Source organism: Arcanobacterium sp. (ex Cirak et al. 2026) (assembly GCF_053585065.1).
Genome location: NZ_JBQJCE010000004.1, coordinates 21662 through 43233, shown reverse-complemented (window position 1 = coordinate 43233; position 21572 = coordinate 21662). Strand labels below are relative to the sequence as shown.

The 21572-nt window shown below is 55.9% G+C and carries 29 protein-coding genes; all 29 read left to right on the top strand.

Features of this window, described 5'->3' with window-relative positions:
- The first annotated feature begins 76 nt into the window (after positions 1-76).
- The 29 genes from rpoC (at position 77) to rplO (ending at position 21559) form a co-directional block, all read left to right on the top strand.
- The gene (gene rpoC / locus ACTOVJ_RS03340) at positions 77-4036 is read left to right on the top strand and encodes a DNA-directed RNA polymerase subunit beta' (RefSeq protein WP_449501240.1); all 3960 of its coding nucleotides are present in this window, start codon (positions 77-79) and stop codon (positions 4034-4036) included.
- A 509-nt stretch (positions 4037-4545) separates the two neighbouring features.
- A complete protein-coding gene (locus ACTOVJ_RS03335) occupies positions 4546-5277 on the top strand; it encodes an ATP-binding cassette domain-containing protein (RefSeq protein WP_449501239.1) in 732 nt (243 codons plus the stop codon).
- Complete coding sequence (locus tag ACTOVJ_RS03330; RefSeq protein WP_449503732.1) at positions 5261-6415, top strand: hypothetical protein; 1155 nt, start codon at positions 5261-5263, stop codon at positions 6413-6415. Before ACTOVJ_RS03335 ends, ACTOVJ_RS03330 begins: the two co-directional genes overlap by 17 nt.
- On the top strand, positions 6399-6998 hold the full coding sequence (locus ACTOVJ_RS03325) for a hypothetical protein (protein ID WP_449503733.1): 600 nt from the start codon (positions 6399-6401) through the stop codon (positions 6996-6998). The genes ACTOVJ_RS03330 and ACTOVJ_RS03325 overlap by 17 nt, the downstream gene beginning before the upstream one ends.
- A 300-nt stretch (positions 6999-7298) precedes the next feature.
- Positions 7299-7673 carry a 30S ribosomal protein S12 gene (gene rpsL / locus ACTOVJ_RS03320; RefSeq protein ID WP_449501236.1) on the top strand — a complete coding sequence of 125 codons (375 nt, stop codon included), beginning with the start codon at positions 7299-7301 and terminating at the stop codon, positions 7671-7673.
- A complete protein-coding gene (gene rpsG / locus ACTOVJ_RS03315; RefSeq protein ID WP_278013180.1) occupies positions 7673-8143 on the top strand; it encodes a 30S ribosomal protein S7 in 471 nt (156 codons plus the stop codon). Before rpsL ends, rpsG begins: the two co-directional genes overlap by 1 nt.
- A gap of 18 nt (positions 8144-8161) precedes the next feature.
- Positions 8162-10300 (top strand): elongation factor G, encoded by a 2139-nt coding sequence (gene fusA / locus ACTOVJ_RS03310; RefSeq protein WP_449501235.1) that lies wholly within the window; start codon positions 8162-8164, stop codon positions 10298-10300.
- Positions 10301-10416: 116 nt separating this feature from the next.
- Positions 10417-11607, top strand: coding sequence for an elongation factor Tu (gene tuf / locus ACTOVJ_RS03305; protein ID WP_278013181.1), 1191 nt, complete (start codon positions 10417-10419; stop codon positions 11605-11607).
- Positions 11608-12041: 434 nt separating this feature from the next.
- A complete protein-coding gene (rpsJ, locus tag ACTOVJ_RS03300; RefSeq protein WP_278013182.1) occupies positions 12042-12350 on the top strand; it encodes a 30S ribosomal protein S10 in 309 nt (102 codons plus the stop codon).
- 11 nt (positions 12351-12361) lie between these two features.
- Entirely contained in the window at positions 12362-13033 is a 672-nt protein-coding gene (gene rplC, locus ACTOVJ_RS03295) for a 50S ribosomal protein L3 (protein ID WP_449503734.1), read from the top strand.
- A gap of 6 nt (positions 13034-13039) precedes the next feature.
- Complete coding sequence (gene rplD / locus ACTOVJ_RS03290; RefSeq protein WP_449501234.1) at positions 13040-13687, top strand: 50S ribosomal protein L4; 648 nt, start codon at positions 13040-13042, stop codon at positions 13685-13687.
- Positions 13684-13998 carry a 50S ribosomal protein L23 gene (gene rplW, locus ACTOVJ_RS03285; RefSeq protein ID WP_278013185.1) on the top strand — a complete coding sequence of 105 codons (315 nt, stop codon included), beginning with the start codon at positions 13684-13686 and terminating at the stop codon, positions 13996-13998. The genes rplD and rplW overlap by 4 nt, the downstream gene beginning before the upstream one ends.
- Before the next feature lie 29 nt (positions 13999-14027).
- The gene (rplB, locus tag ACTOVJ_RS03280; protein ID WP_449501233.1) at positions 14028-14864 is read left to right on the top strand and encodes a 50S ribosomal protein L2; all 837 of its coding nucleotides are present in this window, start codon (positions 14028-14030) and stop codon (positions 14862-14864) included.
- 17 nt (positions 14865-14881) lie between these two features.
- On the top strand, positions 14882-15163 hold the full coding sequence (gene rpsS / locus ACTOVJ_RS03275; RefSeq protein WP_278059360.1) for a 30S ribosomal protein S19: 282 nt from the start codon (positions 14882-14884) through the stop codon (positions 15161-15163).
- Positions 15164-15180: 17 nt separating this feature from the next.
- Positions 15181-15552, top strand: coding sequence for a 50S ribosomal protein L22 (gene rplV, locus ACTOVJ_RS03270; RefSeq protein WP_449501232.1), 372 nt, complete (start codon positions 15181-15183; stop codon positions 15550-15552).
- Positions 15553-15554: 2 nt separating this feature from the next.
- Complete coding sequence (rpsC, locus tag ACTOVJ_RS03265; RefSeq protein ID WP_449501231.1) at positions 15555-16373, top strand: 30S ribosomal protein S3; 819 nt, start codon at positions 15555-15557, stop codon at positions 16371-16373.
- A gap of 5 nt (positions 16374-16378) precedes the next feature.
- Entirely contained in the window at positions 16379-16795 is a 417-nt protein-coding gene (gene rplP, locus ACTOVJ_RS03260; RefSeq protein ID WP_449501230.1) for a 50S ribosomal protein L16, read from the top strand.
- Positions 16792-17025 carry a 50S ribosomal protein L29 gene (rpmC, locus tag ACTOVJ_RS03255; protein ID WP_370870596.1) on the top strand — a complete coding sequence of 78 codons (234 nt, stop codon included), beginning with the start codon at positions 16792-16794 and terminating at the stop codon, positions 17023-17025. The genes rplP and rpmC overlap by 4 nt, the downstream gene beginning before the upstream one ends.
- A gap of 8 nt (positions 17026-17033) precedes the next feature.
- Positions 17034-17309, top strand: coding sequence for a 30S ribosomal protein S17 (rpsQ, locus tag ACTOVJ_RS03250; RefSeq protein ID WP_278013191.1), 276 nt, complete (start codon positions 17034-17036; stop codon positions 17307-17309).
- Between the two features lie 76 nt (positions 17310-17385).
- Positions 17386-17754, top strand: a complete 369-nt coding sequence (gene rplN / locus ACTOVJ_RS03245; RefSeq protein WP_278013192.1) for a 50S ribosomal protein L14 — start codon at positions 17386-17388, stop codon at positions 17752-17754.
- Positions 17754-18098: a 50S ribosomal protein L24 gene (rplX, locus tag ACTOVJ_RS03240; protein WP_278013193.1), complete on the top strand. Its 345-nt coding sequence runs from the start codon at positions 17754-17756 to the stop codon at positions 18096-18098. The genes rplN and rplX overlap by 1 nt, the downstream gene beginning before the upstream one ends.
- Complete coding sequence (gene rplE / locus ACTOVJ_RS03235) at positions 18095-18640, top strand: 50S ribosomal protein L5 (protein WP_278013194.1); 546 nt, start codon at positions 18095-18097, stop codon at positions 18638-18640. The genes rplX and rplE overlap by 4 nt, the downstream gene beginning before the upstream one ends.
- 2 nt (positions 18641-18642) lie before the next feature.
- On the top strand, positions 18643-18828 hold the full coding sequence (locus ACTOVJ_RS03230) for a type Z 30S ribosomal protein S14 (RefSeq protein WP_278013195.1): 186 nt from the start codon (positions 18643-18645) through the stop codon (positions 18826-18828).
- A 55-nt stretch (positions 18829-18883) separates the two neighbouring features.
- Entirely contained in the window at positions 18884-19282 is a 399-nt protein-coding gene (rpsH, locus tag ACTOVJ_RS03225) for a 30S ribosomal protein S8 (RefSeq protein ID WP_278013196.1), read from the top strand.
- 14 nt (positions 19283-19296) lie between these two features.
- A complete protein-coding gene (gene rplF / locus ACTOVJ_RS03220; protein WP_449501229.1) occupies positions 19297-19833 on the top strand; it encodes a 50S ribosomal protein L6 in 537 nt (178 codons plus the stop codon).
- Complete coding sequence (rplR, locus tag ACTOVJ_RS03215) at positions 19833-20204, top strand: 50S ribosomal protein L18 (RefSeq protein ID WP_278013584.1); 372 nt, start codon at positions 19833-19835, stop codon at positions 20202-20204. The genes rplF and rplR overlap by 1 nt, the downstream gene beginning before the upstream one ends.
- A 22-nt stretch (positions 20205-20226) precedes the next feature.
- A complete protein-coding gene (gene rpsE, locus ACTOVJ_RS03210; RefSeq protein WP_449501228.1) occupies positions 20227-20919 on the top strand; it encodes a 30S ribosomal protein S5 in 693 nt (230 codons plus the stop codon).
- Positions 20916-21098, top strand: a complete 183-nt coding sequence (gene rpmD / locus ACTOVJ_RS03205; protein ID WP_449501227.1) for a 50S ribosomal protein L30 — start codon at positions 20916-20918, stop codon at positions 21096-21098. Before rpsE ends, rpmD begins: the two co-directional genes overlap by 4 nt.
- Positions 21098-21559 (top strand): 50S ribosomal protein L15, encoded by a 462-nt coding sequence (gene rplO / locus ACTOVJ_RS03200; RefSeq protein ID WP_449501226.1) that lies wholly within the window; start codon positions 21098-21100, stop codon positions 21557-21559. Before rpmD ends, rplO begins: the two co-directional genes overlap by 1 nt.
- The last annotated feature ends 13 nt before the right edge of the window (positions 21560-21572 follow it).

Sequence of the window (21572 nt, the reverse complement as noted above, 5' to 3'; positions counted from 1 at the left end):
TGTTGCGGGCGGGCCGCGCCGCTCGCCCGCAACGAGTGAACTGATATCAGGCGTAAAAATTGAGGAAGTAGGAATCTTGCTCGACGTTAATCTGTTCGATCAGCTTCATATTGCTCTTGCGACGTCGGAAGACATTCGCAAGTGGTCGCATGGCACAGTGACCAAGCCAGAGACCATCAACTACCGCACCCTCAAGCCAGAGAAAGACGGCTTGTTCGGTGAGCAAATCTTTGGTCCGACCCGTGATTGGGAATGTGCGTGTGGTAAGTACAAGCGCCCCCGTTACAAGGGCATTGTCTGTGAGCGCTGTGGTGTAGAAGTCACTCGCTCCAAGGTGCGCCGTGAGCGCATGGGTCATATTGAGCTTGCTGCTCCTGTGACTCATATTTGGTACTTCAAGGGCGTTCCGTCGCGTCTTGGCTACCTCATGGATATCGCTCCGAAAGATCTGGAAAAGGTCATCTACTTTGCTGCCTACATGGTGACAGATGTCGACGAAGAGCGTCGTCATAATGACCTTCCATCTCTGACGGCTGAGTACGAGCTTGAGCGCGAAAACATCATCAAGGATCGCGACGCTGCTGTCGAACGCGCACTCAAAGCTGAAGAGGCGGCTCTTGCCGAAGCTGAAGCCGCCGACGCTGATGCTGCAGCTCGCGCCAAGATCAAGCGTAATGCTGAATCGGACACGCGTCGTGTGCGCCGTCAGTACGAAGAAGACCTCGCCCGTCTGGAGTCTGTGTGGGATAAATTCACCAAACTCAAGGTTGGCGACCTTGAGGGCGATGAAGAGTCCTACCGTGAAATGAATCTTCGTTGGGGTGACTACTTTGAAGCTTCGCGCGGTGCAGAAGCTGTGCAGAAGCGTCTGAAGAACTTCGATCTCCAGGCTGAGCACGATCTTCTTGTTGAGCAGATCGAGACCGGTACTGCCCAGCGCAAGACCCGCGCCCTGAAGCGAATCAAGGTTGTCAACGCGTTCCTTCACTCGGGTATTGCTCCTGAATCGATGGTTCTTGATGCGATTCCGGTGATTCCGCCGGATCTGCGCCCAATGGTTCAGCTTGACGGTGGCCGCTTCGCGACGTCGGATCTCAACGATCTTTACCGCCGCGTGATCAACCGCAACAACCGTCTCCAGCGTATGCTCGATCTCAATGCGCCGGAAATCATGGTGAACAACGAAAAACGTATGCTTCAGGAAGCTGTCGATGCGCTCTTCGACAATGGCCGCCGTGGACGCCCTGTTCAGGGTGCCGGTAACCGTCCGCTGAAGTCGTTGTCTGACATGCTCAAGGGTAAGCAAGGTCGTTTCCGTCAGAACCTTCTGGGCAAGCGAGTGGACTACTCGGGTCGTTCGGTTATTGTCGTGGGTCCGACCCTCAAGCTTCACCAGTGTGGTCTTCCAAAGACCATGGCTCTGGAGCTGTTCAAGCCATTTGTTCAGAAGCGTCTTGTGGATCTCGAGCTTGCGAAGAATATCAAGGCGGCAAAGCGCCTGATCGATCGTCAGCGCGACGAGGTCTTCGATGTGCTCGAAGAGGTTATTAAGGAGCACCCGGTTCTGCTCAACCGTGCACCAACTCTGCACCGTCTGGGCATCCAGGCCTTCGAGCCACAGCTGATTGAAGGTAAGGCAATCCGTCTCCATCCGCTCGTGTGTTCCGCGTTCAACGCTGACTTCGATGGCGATCAGATGGCTGTTCACCTTCCGTTGTCTGTTGAGGCACAGGCCGAGGCTCGTATCCTCATGCTCTCGGCTAACAACATTCTCAAGCCGTCCGATGGTCGTCCGGTGACTGTTCCAGCTCAGGACATGATTATTGGTCTGTACCACTTGACGATGCTCCGTCCAGGAGCCGTAGGTGAAGGCCACTACTTCACGTCGATGGCTGAGGCGGAGATGGCCAAGGATTTGGGTAAGCTCAATCTTGAGGCTGAGTGCTACATTCGCTTCCACGCCGGTGATATCACCTTGCCGCGTGACTGGGAAGCTCCGGAGGGCTATGAAGAGGGCGACGACATCATCCTCAAGACCTCCCTTGGCCGTGCGCTGTTCAACGAAGCGCTCCCAACCACGTTCCCGTACGTCAACAAGGTCGTCAACAAGAAGGTTCTCGGCTCGCTCGTGAACGAGCTCGCTGAACGTTACCCGAAGGTCGACGTCGGTGCGTCGCTCGATGCACTGAAGAACACCGGTTACTACTGGGGCGGTCGTTCCGGCGTTACCATCGCTGTGTCTGATGTTGCGACTCCGCCAAACAAGGCAGAGATCCTGGAGAAGGCTGAAGCTCGCGCCGCAAAGATCGAGCAGGACTTCCAGGAAGGTAACATCCGCGATTCGGATCGCCGTCGTGACCTGGTGAGCCTGTGGACCGAAGTGACCGATACAGTTGCTGACGAAATGCGTGCCCACTTTGATGACTTCAACAACATCAACCAGATGGTGTCGTCGGGTGCTCGTGGTAACTGGATGCAGATTCGCCAGGTGGCGGGTATGCGCGGTCTCGTGGCTGACCCGAAGGGTGAAATTATTCCTCGCCCGATTAAGTCGAACTACTACGAAGGCCTGTCCGCTCTTGAGTACTTCACGGCAACGCACGGTGCTCGTAAGGGCCTGGCCGATACGGCTCTGCGTACCGCTGACTCAGGCTACCTCACCCGTCGTCTGGTGGACGTTGCTCAGGATGTTATCGTTCGTGAAGCAGACTGCGGTACGCGCCGTGGTCTAACTAAGTCGATCGTCGAAATCGACGCCGATCGTCACGAAATTCGTCTGGTCAACGGTCAGCGTGTGACGGAGAAGGAAGTTTCCGCTGCTGATTGGGCAGCTGGAGAAGTCTTGCCACACGAAGAGATCGACACCTCGGTTTACGCTCGTACCCTTGCGAAGGATGCGGTCGACGCTGAGGGCAACGTTGTGATCGCTGCCGGTACCGATATTGGTGACGTTGCGCTGGAGAAGATGCTCGCAGCAGGAATCAAGGAGATTTCGGTTCGTTCCGTTCTCACCTGTGATTCGCGCGTGGGTACTTGCGCAATGTGCTACGGCCGCTCGCTGGCGACCGGCAAGCTGGTTGATATCGGTGAAGCCGTCGGTATTGTCTCGGCACAGTCAATTGGAGAGCCTGGTACTCAGTTGACAATGCGTACCTTCCACACTGGTGGTGCCGCATCGGCAGAGGATATTACCCAGGGTCTTCCACGTGTTCAGGAGCTTTTCGAAGCGCGTACACCAAAGGGTGAGGCTCCGATCGTTGAGGCGGCCGGCAAGTTGGAGATTGAGGATCTGGAGCGTTCGCGTCGCCTGATCATCAAGCGTGACGACGGCGACGAGGACATCACATACCTCGTGGCGAAGCGCGCTAAACTTCTCGTTCCCGAAGGATCGCATGTCGAGGTTGGACAGCAGCTTGTTGAGGGCTCGGTTGACCCGAAGAAGGTTCTGCGTATCTCCGGTCGTCGCACGGCACAGCTTCACCTCGTTTCCGAGGTTCAGCACGTGTACCGCTCGCAGGGCGTGGAGATCCACGACAAGCACATCGAGGTGATCGTTCGCCAGATGCTGCGTCGTGTTACGGTGCTCGACTCGGGTGAATCGACGCTTCTGCCAGGTGAGCTCGTTGACGTCTCCGTCTTCGAAGACGCCAACCGCGCAACTTTGGCAAACGGCGGAAAGCCAGCTTCTGGCCGCCCAGAGTTGATGGGTATTACCAAGGCATCGCTTGCTACCGACTCGTGGCTATCAGCCGCGTCGTTCCAGGAGACCACGAAGGTTCTGACGGAAGCAGCATTGAACTCCAAGTCGGATCCGCTTGCGGGTCTTAAGGAGAACGTTATCCTCGGTAAGCTCATCCCAGCTGGTACTGGTTTGGAGACGTTGCGTCACGTCTCGGTTGAGCCAACACCTGAAGCTCGCTCGGAGTATGAGTCGGTGAATTCCTTTGTTGGAAATTCCGGCGAGTATGACGATCTTTACGGTTACTCATCGATGGATTTTGACTCCGGCCTCGGTTACGGATTCAATAACTTCTGATACCGTGTGTATGGAGAGAGCCCCACGAAAGTGGGGCTTTTTCCATACCTTCATGTAGGTAAAACAAGGCCGATACATGTACGGAAAACAAGATCGATACATGTACGGAAAACAAGATCGATACACAGCATGTAGAATGAGTCGCATTATTGACAGCGCAATTTTTTCTGTACGATCAAGGCACAATTCCCACGCTGTCAGTGAGAGACAACTGACGTTTACTCTCACTGGAGGAACGATGAAGTTCGCCCGAAAAGTCTGTGTACTCGCATCTCTATCCGCGATTGTCCTCGGTGTCCCGGAGATTGTGTTAGCATCCTCGAAAGATGAAACAAAACGCAGCACTTCGGGTACTACTTACACTCTGTCCGGCAAGAATATTCGCGGCGGATTATCGGCAAATCGACATGCTGCAGATGCAACGGTTTGCCAAGATGTGAAATGGTCATGGGATCGGTGCAGTAAGCCGTTAACGGTGACACGATAATCTGAGCGAGAGGCGATACTCCATGATTGTGAGAGAAGGCAAGAACCTCCGATTTTCCTATGGCTCCCGTGAAGTCTTTTCTGATTTAAATATTGAACTTCCACGAGGGTTAACTGGACTGGTTGGACCCAATGGGGCAGGCAAGACCACTGTTTTGCGCATCTTAGCTGGCATCATCAAGCCGTCATCAGGGTATGTGATGCACGACGGAGAGAAAATTCTCTCGGCTCGTTCGCGGTCAGTTCTCCGTCAGAAAACTGGATATCTCCCACAAAATCCGACGTGGACGTCGTTGACTTCTGTTGGAGACTTTGTCGAGTATTGTTTTCGGATGAATGGCGGTCGCAACGAAGTAAGCCGCGCAGTCGCAGCCGCTCTCGAAGCCACGAATGTGTACCAATTGAGAGATCGTAAGATTGGTCAGCTTTCTGGGGGAGAGCGCCGCCGAGTGTATCTTGCAGGAGCGATTGTTCACAGTCCTGAAGTCGTTATTCTTGATGAGCCCACAGTGGGTTTAGACCCTGAGCAACGTATCCATTTCCGACAGATGGTAGAAAACCTTGCCACTGAGAGTACGGTTTTACTTTCAACCCACATCATTGAAGACCTCAGCGGAATAGCTCACGCAATCAGCGTATTAAACGAGGGCAAAGTGATCTGGAATGGCACTGTTGACGCTCTGCGTTCATATGGTGAGGGAGCGAAAGGGATGTCTGATTTGGAAGCGGGGTATCTGTATGTCTTGGGCCATTAAACATCTTTGGTTTGTTCTAGCGCTCGGCATCACTGCCGCTCTGACACTCCTGTCCTATTTTCTTTCATATTCGCAAACCCATATCTCCTATATATGGGAGATTGACTCAGCGTTATCGGCAACCACTATTGTCGCTCCTGTCTTAGCGGGGCTCGCTGCGGTGCGCTCATGGGTGCAACAATCACGAGCAGAAATCATCTCGAGTTTTCCTGCACGAGGTCAGTTTCTCGCATACGTTGCCGATCCCATCGCGATGTCTGGTGGAGCTATCTTTGGCATAGCATTAGCATCTGCAGTTGTTACTGCGATCAGTTTGGCGCACGGTAACGCTTTTGCATGGTTAGCACTTGCTCCTCTGCCCGTGGCAATCGCACATATCATCGCGATGATCTTTTTGGGGGCAGGATTGGGGTATATTTTTCCCTATTTGCTCACCGGACCGCTTGTTGTTATTGCGCTTTATATTGCGACTGCCTTCGATGTCGGAGGCTTATCGGTTGCGGGAGATTATGCGGGTGCATCGGTCGAATGGTTGGGGCAGATGCAATACTCGACGCGTGCCTTACTTTTTCTCCTCGTATCATTTCTTGCTTTCGTTATCGGTGGGCTCGCAGTACTCACGGCGAATGCATACAAGAATATGACGCTTTCGTCGATAGGCATTGTTTTATTTATCGTGGCTTTGTCCTCTTTCACCCTCCAACGTGATATCCCCTTATGGGAGAATCGTCCATTCGTCGCATGTGCGAACGTAGGTCACTCGGATATCAATATTTGTGTTCCTAACGAACAAAAACATGCGTTGGCTCACATCACTCGGAAACTTGAGTCGCCCGTGAATCGGCTCGTGCAGCTAGATCTGGGTGTGCGAGGGGAAAAAGTGACAATACCGGGATCTATGAGTTTCGCAGACATTGTCTCGAAGTCTGCATTGGACACCTCGACAGCTATGAATTTTCTTTGGGAATTTTCGTGTGTGTCACAGATGTCTGAGGAAGCACGAGACCAGATACCGGCCGAAACGCGCTTCGAGATGACGGATGCACGCGAGGAAGTCGCACGATGGTTGCTTGGCGAAAGTGATATTGTTCGAGCTCGCAACGCCTACACTGTGATGACAAGTGCATGTGACGGTTGAAATGAGAACATTCGCCAAAATTTGGATTCGTATTCCAAGCTTCGTTGCGACTTTAGTGGCAACATTCTTTATTTCTGGAATAGGGGATACGTATTCGCTTGACGTGTTATTCAGATATGAGGCAGAGTTCGTCCCGTTCTATGTGCTTGTATTCCTCGTGCCTGTCGGTTTTATTCCGAGCTTCACTTCACCAAGTCTTGAGATTGAGGAATGTTTCCCTGTTTCACCCCGATTCCGCTATCGCTTGTTGCTTGTATTATGTGTGCCATTGGCTGCAGTTTTGTGTTTGGCTGCTGCTGTCCCTCTCCTTGGGCTGTCGTTTGGATCTTTAGCTATCGCCGCCCGAAATGTGATTGGAGGACTGGGCATCATCCTTGTCTCAAGGCATTTTTTCTCAATGGAATACTCGTGGATACTACCAGTGACGTACGCGGGGCTATGTTGGGTTCTTGGAGCACCAGACTATTCGCAGATCGCCTACCCGTGGGCGCTACCACTTCGTGACGGCTCCGACGTCGTAGCGGCGCTGAGCTTCTGTTGCGTGTATGTGTTGGGCGCACGATTTTTTGTCACAGGTAAATAACGCAGGACATAAGTTGTGAGGCTCGTTCTTGATTTTGGAAATGTGCCCGACCCCACCTGCGTCGGTGAATACATACTTTTGACGTTTTGCTCCCGCGGGCACTATTCTTGACAATGGTGCCCGTTCCGGGGGCTTTATGTTGCCCTGTTTGGAAAGAGCCATTGCCTCCACGCAATGAATTTTTCCAACTTGAAGCCCACGGACGTGATGAGGGGACGGTGTCCCTCTGACCGCAGGCTGAAGTGAAAAGGGCTTGGCAGGCGGGCAAAACTGACGAAATCATTCGACATAGGAGTAATAGTGCCAACTATTCAGCAGCTGGTCCGTAAGGGCCGCTCGAACAAGTCGAGTGCATCCTCTACTCGCGCGCTGAAGGGTTCCCCACAGCGTCGAGGCGTGTGCACCCGCGTCTACACCACCACTCCGAAGAAGCCGAACTCGGCTCTTCGTAAGGTTGCCCGTGTGCGTCTTTCCTCGGGTATCGAGGTCTCCGCATACATCCCAGGTGAGGGTCACAACCTCCAGGAGCACTCGATCGTGCTCGTTCGTGGAGGCCGTGTGAAGGATCTCCCGGGTGTTCGTTACCACATCGTCCGCGGCGCGCTTGACACCCAGGGTGTGAAGAACCGTTCGCAGGGACGTTCCAAGTACGGTGCGAAGAAGGAGAAGAAGTAATGGCACGTAAGGGCCCAATCAAGAAGCGCCCGTTGGTGGCCGATCCGGTTCACCACTCGCAGCTCGTTACCCAGCTCATTAACCGCGTTCTGCTCGACGGTAAGAAGACGAAGGCAGAGGCTATTGTTTACGGTGCGCTCGCAGGTGTCGCCGCAAAGACCAGCCAAGAACCGCTCGACGTTCTCAAGCGCGCGATGGAAAACATCCGCCCGCAGCTCGAAGTTCGTTCGCGCCGCGTCGGTGGTGCGACCTACCAGGTTCCAACCGAAGTCAAGCCGAACCGTGCTAACACGCTCGCTCTGCGCTGGCTCGTTGATTTCTCCCGCCAGCGTCGTGAGAACACCATGCAGGATCGTCTCATGAACGAGATCATGGACGCTGCAAATGGCCTCGGAGCTGCTGTGAAGCGCCGCGAGGATATGCACCGTATGGCTGAGGCTAACCGCGCCTTCGCCCACTACCGTTGGTAATCGAAGGGAGCTATCCAAGTGGCAGAGCATAAGGTTATTACAGACCTCAGCCGCGTTCGTAACATTGGTATTATGGCGCACATCGACGCCGGTAAGACCACCACGACCGAGCGCATTCTTTTCTACACCGGTATCAACTACAAGATCGGTGAAACCCACGACGGCGCTTCGACAACCGACTGGATGGAGCAGGAGAAGGAGCGCGGCATCACGATTACGTCGGCTGCTGTGACCTCCTACTGGAAGAACGCTCGGGGCAAGGATGTTCAGATCAACATCATCGACACCCCTGGCCACGTTGACTTCACTGTTGAGGTGGAGCGTTCGCTGCGTGTCCTCGACGGCGCTGTTGCAGTGTTCGACGGTAAGGAAGGCGTGGAGCCACAGTCAGAGACTGTGTGGCGCCAGGCCGACAAGTACGATGTTCCGCGCGTCTGCTTCATCAACAAGATGGACAAGATGGGTGCGGACTTCTATTTCTCCGTGCAGACCATCAAGGAACGTCTCAAGGCAAAGCCGCTCGTTCTTAACCTGCCGATCGGTGCTGAGTCAGAGCTCTCCGGCGTCGTCGATCTGCTCAAGATGAAGGCAATCCGATTCCCGGCGAAGGACGACAAGGGGAACGACACCCTCGGTTCTGTCGTTGTGGAAGAGGAAATTCCAGCAGATATGCTCGATAAAGCGGAAGAGTACCGCAACGAGCTTATCGAGACCATCGCTGAGAATGACGAAGAATTGCTCGAGAAGTACCTCGGTGGCGAAGAGCCAACCGTGGAAGAGATGAAGGCAGTTATTCGCCGTATGACGATCGCTTCTGAGGCGTTCCCAGTCTTCGCTGGTTCGGCCTACAAGAATATCGGCGTGCAGCCAATTCTCGACGCTGTTGTGGATTACCTCCCCTCACCGCTCGACATTGGTGCTGTTCATGGTCATGATCCGAAGGATGAAGAAGTCGAGCTCACCCGTGAGCCTTCAGAGGATGCCCCGTTCTCCGCTCTTGCCTTCAAGATTGCCGTTCACCCGTTCTTCGGGCGCCTGACTTTCGTCCGTATTTACTCGGGCAAAGTTTCGCAGGGTGACCAGGTTCTCAACGCCACCAAGGGTAAGAAGGAGCGCATCGGAAAGATTTTCCAGATGCACTCGAACAAGGAAAACCCGGTTGATGCTGCACACGCAGGTCACATTTACGCCGTCGTTGGTCTCAAGGACACCACCACGGGTGATTCTTTGACTGATGTCAACCACCCCATCTCGCTCGAATCGATGACCTTCCCGGATCCAGTGATCCACGTGGCCATCGAGCCGAAGTCGAAGGCTGACCAGGAGAAGCTGGGTCTCGCTATCCAGAAGCTGGCTGAAGAGGATCCGACCTTTACGGTTCGCCTCGATGATGAGTCTGGTCAGACCGTTATTGGCGGCATGGGTGAGCTCCACCTTGATATTCTTGTCGACCGTATGCGTCGTGAATTCAAGGTTGATGCGAATGTTGGCTCGCCGATGGTTGCTTACCGTGAGACAATCCGCGGCACTGCAAAGTCCGTCGAGTACACTCACAAGAAGCAGACCGGTGGTTCCGGTCAATTCGCAAAGGTTCTTGTGACCTTCGAGCCTCTTGAGGAGAACGAAGAAGGCAAGACCTACGAGTTTGTCGACGCCGTTACCGGCGGCCGCGTGCCGCGCGAGTACATTCCGTCAGTCGATGCTGGTATTCAGGCTGCCATGGAGAACGGTGTTCTCGCCGGTTACCCGATGGTGAACGTGAAGGCCACCCTCGAAGATGGTGCGTACCACGACGTCGATTCCTCCGAAATGGCGTTCAAGATTGCAGGCCAGATGGTATTCCGTGAGGGCGCTAAGCGCGCGAAGCCGGTTATCCTCGAACCTGTGATGGACGTGGAGGTTCGTACTCCTGAGGAGTACATGGGAGATGTGATCGGCGACCTTAACTCTCGCCGTGGTCAGATCTCCTCGATGGAGGATGCGACGGGTGTGAAGATTGTTCGCGCTCTCGTTCCGCTTTCCGAAATGTTTGGTTACATTGGCGATCTGCGTTCCAAGACGCAGGGTCGCGCGGTGTACACCATGCAGTTCGCAAAGTACCAGGAGGTTCCGAAGGCTGTGTCCGACGAAATCATCCAGAAGACCCGTGGCGAGTGAGCCAACAGGTAGATTACAATAAACAGTAACCAGTAGGTTTCTGGCCTCGGGTTAGGGAGCGTGTGCTTCCGTCCCAAAGCTATACAACCAAACAATCGAATCCCAGGAGGGGAATAGTGGCCAAGGCCAAGTACGACAAGTCCAAGCCGCATATGAATATCGGCACCATCGGTCACGTCGATCACGGTAAGACGACGACGACCGCTGCTATCACGAAGGTTCTCGCAGACAAGTACCCGGATCTGAACGAATTCACCCCGTTCGACCAGGTTGATAACGCTCCAGAAGAGCGCCAGCGCGGAATTACCATCAACGTTTCCCACGTTGAGTACCAGACCGAAAAGCGTCATTACGCTCACGTTGACGCCCCGGGCCACGCTGACTACATCAAGAACATGATTACCGGTGCCGCTCAGATGGACGGCGCAATCCTCGTGGTTGCTGCTACTGACGGCCCGATGGCTCAGACCCGTGAGCACGTTCTGCTCGCTCGCCAGGTGGGCGTGCCGCAGATCATCGTTGCCCTTAACAAGGCTGACATGGTTGACGATGAAGAGCTCCTCGAGCTCGTTGAGATGGAAGTTCGTGACCTCCTCTCGTCCCAGGATTACCCGGGTGACGATCTCCCAGTGGTGAAGATCTCGGCTCTCAAGGCTCTTGAGGGCGACGAGAAGTGGACTGCTTCCATCGAAGAGCTCATGGAAGCTGTTGACACCTACTTCGACGATCCAGTTCGCGATCTCGACAAGCCGTTCCTCATGCCGATCGAGGACGTCTTCACCATCACCGGCCGTGGTACCGTTGTGACCGGTCGTGTTGAGCGTGGCCAGCTGAACCTGAACGAAGAAGTCGAGATTCTCGGCATTCGAGCTCCTCAGAAGACCACCGTTACTGGTATTGAGATGTTCCACAAGCAGATGGACTACGCTGAGGCTGGCGAAAACTGTGGCCTCCTCCTGCGTGGCACCAAGCGTGAGGACGTTGAGCGTGGCCAGGTTGTGGCCAAGCCGGGTTCGATCACCCCGCACACCAACTTCGAAGCACAGGTCTACGTGTTGAAGAAGGAAGAGGGCGGCCGTCATAACCCGTTCTTCTCGAACTACCGTCCGCAGTTCTACTTCCGTACCACCGACGTGACCGGCATCATCACTCTCCCAGAGGGTACCGAGATGGTCATGCCTGGCGATAACACTGAGATGACCGTTGAGCTCATCCAGCCAATCGCTATGGAAGAGGGTCTTGGCTTCGCTATCCGCGAGGGTGGCCACACTGTTGGTTCAGGCCGCGTCACCAAGATCATCAAGTGATGATCTGACCGGTTAAAACAAAGGAACCCCGATGCAATGCATCGGGGTTCCTTTGTTTTCACTTGGTGCCTCAAGGTGATGGAAACATGGCGGAGTGGAACATGGGGTGGAACATAACGTCAGTTTTGGAAAATGCATAACAATGCTGGTAACATATTTCAGGTTCTTGCCAAAACGGCACTCACCAGTTCTGTTATTTCGTGTGTTTGGACACGATCTAATGAATGAAATTGCCTCGTCTGGGGAATTTCTGACATACTGGTTCAGTTGCCCGGGAGGGCTTTAAGAACTTGGCCGATCTGCAAAAGCAGACCGGTACATTGAATGGTTCATCAAAATCACATAGGGCTTGACGGATTGCGACTCATCATCGTGCGGCACGCCCATGCTTATGGGATTTTGGTTAGCCGCGGTAGAGAGAGGGAGACGACGCCATGGCGGGACAAAAGATCCGCATCCGTCTGAAGTCTTATGACCACGAGGTCATCGACAACGCAGCGAAAAAGCTCGTCGACGAAGTTACCCGTACTGGAGCGTCTGTTGTGGGACCAGTTCCGTTGCCGACCGAGAAGAATGTCTTCACGGTCATTCGCTCACCCCACAAGTACAAGGACAGTCGCGAGGCGTTTGAAATGCGTACGCATAAGCGCCTGATCGACATTGTCGATCCGACCCTGAAGACCATCGATACCCTGCGTCGTCTGGACTTGCCGGCCGATGTCAGCGTCGATATTACGCTCTGAGGTAACGCATTATGACCAAGAAAATTACTTTTGCGCCGCAGAAGCCTGCTTACAAGGCGCTTCTCGGTACCAAGCTGGGTATGACCCAGGTGTGGGATGAAGAGGGCCACCTCATTCCCGTCACCGTGGTGTCTGTTGGAAAGAACGTTGTGACGCAGATCCGCACACCTGAGGTTGACGGATACGCCGCCGTTCAGATCGGCTCTGGTGAGCTGAAGAACAAGAACGTGACCAAGCCACTTGCTGGTCATTTCGAGAAAGCCGGAGTCGCTCCGCGTCGCCATGTTGCTGAGATCCGCACCGAGGACGCTGCCGAGTACTCGCTCGGTCAGGAGCTTGGTGTTGAGACCTTCGAGGCTGGCGCAGTTGTCGATGTTATCGGCAAGTCCAAGGGCAAGGGTTTCGCCGGTGTGATGAAGCGCCACGGCTTTGCTGGTGTTTCGGCATCGCACGGCGCCCACCGTAATCACCGCAAGCCGGGTTCGATTGGCGCCTGCGCCACACCGTCCCGCGTGTTCCGCGGTATGCGCATGGCAGGACGCATGGGCTCGACCCGCGTCACCGTGCAGAACCTGACCATTCACGCGATTGACGCCGAGAACAACCTGCTTCTCGTTACCGGTGCAATTCCGGGCCCCAAGGGTGGCGTGGTCGTTATTCGTTCGTCCGTGAAGGGAGCCTGATTTTAAATGGCAGACTTCAAGGTAGACGTGCTCGATGCAACCGGTAAGAAGACCGGCGATATGACTCTGGCAGCTGATCTGTTTGACCTCGAGGTTAACATTCCGCTGATTCACCAGGTTGTCGTTGCTCAGCTTGCTGCTGCACGCCAGGGCACCCACAAGACCAAGACCCGTGGAGAGGTCTCCGGTGGTGGCGTTAAGCCGTTCAAGCAGAAGGGGACAGGCCGCGCTCGTCAGGGCTCGATCCGTGCACCGCACTTCACCGGCGGTGGAACTGTTCACGGTCCTCAGCCGCGCTCCTACGCTCAGCGCACCCCCAAGAAGATGATTGCTGCTGCTTTGCGCCAGGCTCTGTCTGACCGCGCACGCAACGGCCGCATCCACGTCGTGACCGAGTTCCTCAGTGGCGAGAAGCCTTCAACCAAGACCGCTCTCGTTCTGCTGAACAAGGTTGCACAGTCCGGTAACTCGCTCGTTGTCATCGAGCGTTCGGATGAGCTCTCAGCTCTCTCGTTGCGTAACGCACCTGAGGCACATGTGCTCTACGCCGATCAGCTCAATGCATACGATGTGCTCGTTGCGGACGACGTCATCTTCACCGAGGCTGCTCTGAACAACTGGGTTGCCGCTAATTCGAAGGAGACCACGAAGTGACTGAGTACGCAGCTTTCAAGAACAAGAACCCGCGCGACATTATCCTGGCGCCGGTAGCCTCCGAGAAGGCAGCCCGTCTGGAAGACGAGGGTAAGTACACGTTCCTCGTGCACCCGGATTCAAACAAGACCGAGATCAGACTCGCGATCGAGGAGATCTTCAAGGTCAAAGTTGATTCGGTGAACACCCAGAACCGTTACGGCAAGACTCGTCGTACTCGCAACGGCATTGGCCGTCGCAAGGCAACGAAGCGCGCTATCGTGACCCTCCGTGAGGGCTCGATCGATATCTACGGTGACATCGTCGGCTGACGCCGGCAGGACTAAGAGGAAAAGAACTCATGGGAATTCGTAAGTACAAGCCGACGACCCCGGGTCGTCGCGGTGCGAGCGTTGCCGACTTCGCCGAGATCACCCGATCCACTCCGGAGAAGTCACTGCTTCGCCCGCTTCACAAGACTGGTGGCCGCAACAACAACGGCCGCATCACCACTCGTCATAAGGGTGGCGGACACAAGCGCCAGTACCGCGTGATTGACTTCCGTCGTCACGACAAAGATGGCGTGCCAGCACGTGTTGCTCATATTGAATACGATCCGAACCGTACCGCGCGTATTGCTCTTCTGCACTACGCCGACGGTGAGAAGCGCTATATTCTGGCTCCGAATAAGCTCGTTCAGGGAGCCATGGTTGAGAACGGTTCGTCTGCTGACATTAAGCCGGGCAACAACCTCCCGCTGCGTAATATCCCGGTTGGTACCGTGATTCACGCTGTCGAGATGCGTCCGGGTGGCGGCGCCAAGATTGCACGTTCAGCTGGCACTTCGGTTCAGCTCGTTGCGAAGGAAGGTAAGCTCGCTCAGCTGCGTATGCCTTCAGGCGAAATCCGCAATGTTGATGCTCGTTGCCGCGCCACTGTTGGCGAGGTTGGCAACGCTGAGCAGTCCAACATCAACTGGGGTAAGGCCGGCCGTATGCGCTGGAAGGGCGTTCGCCCAACTGTCCGTGGTGTTGTGATGAACCCGTTCGACCACCCACATGGTGGTGGTGAAGGTAAGACTTCCGGCGGTCGCCATCCGGTTACTCCGTGGGGTAAGCCCGAGGGACGTACCCGCCATGCCAACAAGCACAGCGACAAGCTCATTGTTCGCCGTCGCAAGACCGGTAAGAAGCGCTGATCAGGAGGATATGAGCTATGCCGCGTAGTTTGAAGAAAGGCCCGTTCGTTGATGACCATCTCATGAAGAAGGTCGACGAGCAGAATGAAAAGGGCACCAAGAACGTTATTAAGACTTGGTCGCGTCGCTCGGTTATTACGCCGGACTTCCTTGGCCACACGTTCGCAGTTCACGACGGCCGGAAGCACGTTCCGGTGTTCGTCACCGAATCCATGGTTGGTCACAAGCTCGGCGAGTTCGCCCCGACGCGCACCTTCAAGGGTCACGTCAAGGACGATCGCAAGGGCCGTCGCCGCTGAGGCAAGAGGAGAGAATTATGGAAGCAAAAGCACAGGCGCGTTACGTGCGTGTGACTCCGCAGAAGTCTCGCCGCGTGGTCAACGAGATCCGTGGTATGCGTGCACTTGCAGCAGTTGATCTGCTTACATATGCGCCACAGGCGGTTGCGAAGGACGTGAAGAAGGTTCTCGAGTCGGCTCTCGCGAACGCTCGTTACGCTGCAGATGCAGCCGGTGAGAAGTTTGTCGACGGCGATTTCGTGGTTTCGGCTGCCTACGTTGACGAAGGCCCGACAATGAAGCGCATCCAGCCGCGTGCACAGGGTCGCGCAAACCGCATCCTGAAGCGCACGAGCCACATCACGGTCGTTGTCTCGAACGGCACCAAGTCCGAGAAGAAGGGAGCCTGATAATGGGACAGAAAGTTAACCCGACCGGTTTCCGCCTCGGTCTGACCACCGAGCACCGTGCCAAGTGGTTCACTGATTCGTCCAAGCCGGGTCAGAGCTATGCCGATTTCATCGGCGAAGATATCAAGATCCGTAAGATGGTCGAGAAGAACCTTGATCGCGCGGGAATCTCTCGCGTGAAGATCGAGCGCCGTTCGGAGCGCGTGGTTGTGGATATCCACACCGCACGTCCAGGAATCGTCATCGGCCGACGAGGAGCTGAAGCTGAGCGCCTTCGCGCTGATCTTGAGAAGCTTATCGGCAAGGGTATTCACCTCAACATCCTTGATGTGAAGAATCCTGAAGCTGATGCCCAGCTGATCGCACAGGGTATTGCTGAGCAGCTTGCAGCTCGCGTTTCGTTCCGTCGCGCAATGCGTAAGTCGATTCAATCGGCTCAGCGTGCTGGCGTGAAGGGTATCCGCGTATCGGTTTCAGGTCGTCTTGGCGGCGCTGAAATGTCGCGCAACGAGTTCTACCTCGAAGGTCGTGTGCCGTTGCATACGCTCCGTGCAAACATCGACTATGGCTTCTACGAGGCTAAGACCACCTTCGGCCGTATCGGTGTGAAGGTTTGGGTTTACCGTGGCGATATGACCGACGCCGAGTACGAGCGTCAGCTCAACGAGTCGTCGCGTGGCCGTGGCCGTGGCAATGGTCGCGGTGGCCGTCGTAATGACCGTGGTAACCGCGGTGGCCGTGGCAACCGCCAGGAGAACGTGAACAAGGCTGAGGCGCCTAAGGCCGAGCAGCCCGCTACTACCCAGGAAACGGAGGCCTGAGTTAAATGCTCATTCCCCGCCGCACAAAGCACCGTAAGCAGCACCGTCCCACCCGTTCGGGTATGTCCAAGGGCGGCAACACCCTGGCATTTGGCGAATACGGCATTCAGGCTCTCGAGCCGGCCTACATCACCAACCGTCAGATCGAAGCAGCACGTATTGCGATGACCCGTCACATCAAGCGTGGCGGCAAGGTGTGGATCAACATCTTCCCGGATCGCCCGCTGACCCAGAAGCCGCTTGGTACCCGTATGGGTTCAGGCAAGGGCGCTGTGGAATGGTGGATCGCAAACGTGAAGCCTGGCCGTGTTCTCTTCGAGCTCGGCGGCGTTGACGAGAACCTGGCCCGTGAGGCTATGTCTCGTGCGATGCATAAGCTTCCCATGAAGACCCGTTTTATTACCCGAGAGGAAGGTGAATGATGGCTAAGGGCATCAGCACCGCAGAGCTCGATAAGCTCACCGATGCGCAGCTCGCAGAGCGCCTTGGAGAGTCGAAGGAAGAACTGTTTAACCTTCGTTTCTCCGCCGTGACCCACCGTCTCGAGGACAGCGGTCGCCTGAAGGAAGTTCGCCGCGAAATCGCACGTATCTACACCGTTGCCCGCGAGCGTGAGTTGGGCATTCGCACCGCTCCGTCGGCAAAGAAGTGAGGAACTCAATGAGCGAGCAGATTGAAACGACCCAGCGCAATTACCGTAAGGTTCGCACGGGCTACGTTGTCAGTGAGAAAATGGACAAGACCATCGTGGTTGAAGTTAATGATCGCCGTAAGCACCCGCTTTACGGTAAGGTCATGACTCGTACCAAGAAGGTTAAGGCTCACGACGAGAATAACGAGGCGCACCTCGGCGATCTCGTCCGTATCATGGAGACCCGCCCGTTGTCTGCGACCAAGCATTTCCGCCTGGTCGAGATCATTGAGCGAGCCAAGTGATCTCGGTTTTCCGAGAAGTAACCCATCCGTTCGGCAAGGCTCGAAAGAGAACCGGCACGACGACAGGAGATAATAAATGATCCAGCAGGAGTCGCGGCTGAAAGTCGCCGATAACACCGGTGCGAAGGAAATTCTCACCATCCGTGTTCTCGGTGGCTCGAAGAGGCGCTACGCCGGAATTGGCGACACGATTGTCGCTACCGTCAAGGATGCTATCCCTGGCGGAAATGTGAAGAAGGGCGACGTCGTTAAGGCGGTTGTCGTCCGTGCAACGAAGAGCACGCGCCGCGCTGACGGTTCGTACATCAAGTTCGACGAGAACGCGGCAGTGCTCCTGAAGAACGACAACGAGCCCCGCGGAACCCGTATTTTCGGGCCCGTGGCACGCGAGCTGCGCGATAAGAAGTTTATGCGCATCGTCTCGCTCGCTCCGGAGGTGATCTGATGGCGAAGATCAAGAAGGGTGACCTGGTTCAGGTTATCGCTGGTCGCGACAAGGGTCTCCAAGGCCGCGTGCTCGAAGTCGATACCAAGCGTGATCGCGTGGTAGTCGAGGGCGTGCAGCGCGTCAAGAAGCACACAAAGGTGTCCCGCACCGAGCGCGGTGCTGCGACCGGTGGAATCGAGACCGTTGAGGCTCCGATTCACGTGTCGAACGTCGCGCTTGTTGGCCCGGACAAGAAGCCGATTCGCGTCGGCTTCCGTGAGGTCGAAGTGGAGCGTGATGGTCGTAAGAAGATCATGCGCGAGCGTATCGGCCGCCGCGCAGGAGAGGAGATCGAACTGTGACCCCTCGTAAGAAGGCTATGTACAAGGACGAAATCGTTTCTAAGCTCCAGGAGGAGTTCAAATACGAGAACGTTTCGCTCATCCCAGGTCTGTCCAAGATCGTTGTGAACATGGGTGTCGGGGACGCCGCTCGTGATTCGAAGGTGCTCGACGGTGCTATTGCCGACATCACCGCGATTACTGGCCAGAAGCCGCAGGTGACGAAGGCTCGCAAGTCGATCGCTCAGTTTAAGCTTCGCGAAGGTCAGCCGATTGGTTGCCATGTGACGCTTCGTGGCGATCGCATGTGGGAGTTCCTTGATCGTCTGCTCTCGACCGCTCTGCCGCGTATTCGCGATTTTCGCGGCCTTTCCGCGAAGCAGTTCGACGGCAATGGCAACTACACCTTCGGTCTGACGGAACAGTCTGTGTTCCACGAGATCGACATGGACAAGATTGATCGTGTCCGTGGTATGGATATCACTGTTGTCACCACTGCTAAGACCGATGACGAGGGTCGCTCGCTTCTCAAGCACCTCGGCTTCCCGTTTAAGGAGAACTGACAATGGCGAAAACGTCTCTGAAGGTAAAGGCTGCTCGTAAGCCGAAGTTTGCCGTTCGTGCCTACACGCGCTGCCAGCGCTGTGGCCGTCCACATTCGGTTTACCGCAAGTTCGGTCTCTGCCGTGTCTGCCTACGTGAGATGGCCCTCGCGGGCGAGCTCCCGGGCGTCAAGAAGTCCAGCTGGTAAGAAACTACGTCGTAGGTCCGTAAGGGAAACCACGACGAGGAAGGGCAAAAGCCCAATGTCTATGACAGACCCAATTGCAGATATGCTCACGCGTCTGCGCAACGCCAATTCGGCGTTCCACGAGTCGGTGTCTATGCCGTACTCGAAGATGAAGGCCAATATCGCCTCGATTCTCGAGCGCGAAGGCTACATCGCCAAGTTCGAGGTGGAGGAGGCGAAGGTCGGCAAGACCCTCACCCTGACCCTCAAGTACGGTTCGGGTCGCGAGCGTGCGCTCGCTGGTCTGCGTCGTATCTCGAAGCCGGGTCTTCGTGTTTACGCGAAGTCCACCAATCTCCCTCAGGTCCTCGGTGGCCTCGGCGTTGCGATTCTTTCGACTTCGTCGGGACTGCTGACCGATCGCGAGGCCAAGGACAAAGGCGTAGGCGGGGAAGTCCTCGCTTACATCTGGTAAGGAAGGAGTTCACAATGTCTCGTATTGGTAAGCTCCCTGTTGCCGTCCCCGCTGGCGTAGAGGTCAAGATTGATGGTCGCACCGTTTCGGTGAAGGGTCCTAAGGGTGAACTCACCCACGAGGTTCCTGCTCCGATCGAGGTCGCGCTCGAAGACGGCGAAATCGTCGTTACCCGTCCGAACGATGAGCGTGTTTCGCGTTCACTTCACGGCCTGACCCGCACGCTGATCAACAACAACGTGATTGGCGTGACCGAAGGCTACTCCAAGGCTCTCGAAATTGTCGGTACTGGTTACCGCGTCGTTGCCAAGGGTTCGGATCTCGAGTTTTCGCTCGGCTACTCGCACACCATCCTCGTCGAAGCTCCTGAGGGCATCACTTTCCAGGTTGATGGCCCGACGAAGTTCTCGGTGAATGGCATCAACAAGCAGCTGGTTGGCGAGATTGCTGCCCGCATCCGCAAGCTTCGTAAGCCTGAACCCTACAAGGGTAAGGGTGTTAAGTACGCCGGTGAGCAGATCCGCCGCAAGGCTGGAAAGGCTGGTAAGTGATGGCAGTATCAATCAAGGGCAAGGGCAAGTTTGTTGCTCGCGCACGCCGCCACATGCGTCTGCGCAAGCGCATCTCGGGTACCACCGAGCGTCCACGTCTCGTTGTCACCCGCTCCAACCGCCACATGGTTGCGCAGGTTATCGACGATACCGTCGGCCGTACCCTGGTGTCTGCTTCTACCCTCGAGGCCGAGCTTCGCTCTGGCTCCGAGAACAAGGTGGATAAGGCGCGCAAGGTTGGCGAGCTGATCGCCAAGCGCGCTACTGAGGCCGGAATTACTGCAGTGGTCTTTGACCGCGGCGGTAACAAGTACCATGGTCGCGTTGCTGCGGTTGCTGATGGCGCCCGCGACGGCGGACTGACCCTGTAAGGCTAAGCGAGAGGATAAAGACATGACTGCAGAGCAGCATGAAGCGAACGGCACTGGACGCGAACAGCGTCAGAGCCGCCGCGGTGGCCGCAACAATGACCGCCGCAACGATCGCCGCGCCGAGGAGAAGAATCCGTACGTCGAGCGCGTGGTCAGCATTAACCGCGTTGCGAAGACCGTCAAGGGCGGTCGTCGTATGTCGTTCACCGCTCTTGTGGTGGTTGGCGATGGCAACGGCACCGTTGGTGTCGGTTACGGCAAGGCAAAGGAAGTTCCTGCAGCAATTGCTAAGGGAACCGAGGAAGCAAAGAAGAACTTCTTCAAGGTTCCGCGCTTGGGCACCACCATCCCGCACGTTGTGCAGGGTGAAGATGCCGCCGGCGTGGTTCTCCTTCGTCCGGCTTCCCAGGGTACTGGTGTTATTGCTGGTGGCCCGGTTCGTGCGATCATGGAAGCCGCTGGCATCCACAACGTGCTGAGCAAGTCGCTCGGTTCTTCGAACGCGATCAACATCGTGCGTGGAACCATTGCGGCTCTCAAGAAGCTCGAGCAGCCTGAGGCAGTGGCAGCACGCCGCGGTCTCCCGCTTGAGCGCGTGGCTCCGGCCGCGATGCTCCGTGCTCGTGCGGAGTTCGAGAAGAAGGCTCGTGAAGATGCTGAGGCCGCTGAGGCAGCAGCTGAGAATGAGGCTGCGGCCGCAGGAGTTGGTGCGTGATGAAGCTTCAGATTACTCAGGTTAAGGGCCTCGTTGGCTCGAAGGTTAATCAGAAGGAAACCATGAAGACCCTCGGGCTTCGCAAGATCCACCAGAGCGTGGTTCGTGAAGATACCCCAGCGGTTCGAGGTATGATCCGCGCCGTGGCGCACCTGGTTGAAGTGGAGGAGGTTGACTGATGGCAGAGCAGAACGAAGGCAAGATCCTGAAGGTTCACGATCTCTACCCGGCACCAGGCTCCAAGAAGTCTCGCACTCGCGTTGGTCGTGGTGAGGGCTCGAAGGGCAAGACTGCTGGTCGCGGTACGAAGGGTACGAAGGCTCGTTACCAGGTTCGTCCAGGCTTCGAAGGTGGCCAGATGCCGATGCATATGCGCCTTCCGAAGCTTCGCGGCTTCAAAAACCCGGCTCGTGTTGAGTACCAAGTGGTCAATGTTTCGGCACTGAATGATCTCTTCCCGAATGGTGGAGATGTCACTGTCGAGCAGCTCGTCGCCCTGGGCGCCGTTCGTAGCGGACACCTGGTGAAGGTTCTCGGCAATGGCGATCTGTCGGTGAAGGTTAACGTCACTGTGGATGCTTGGTCTGGTTCCGCTAAGGAGAAGATCGAAGCAGCCGGCGGTTCCGTGAACGCTCGCTGATCGTAATACTCAA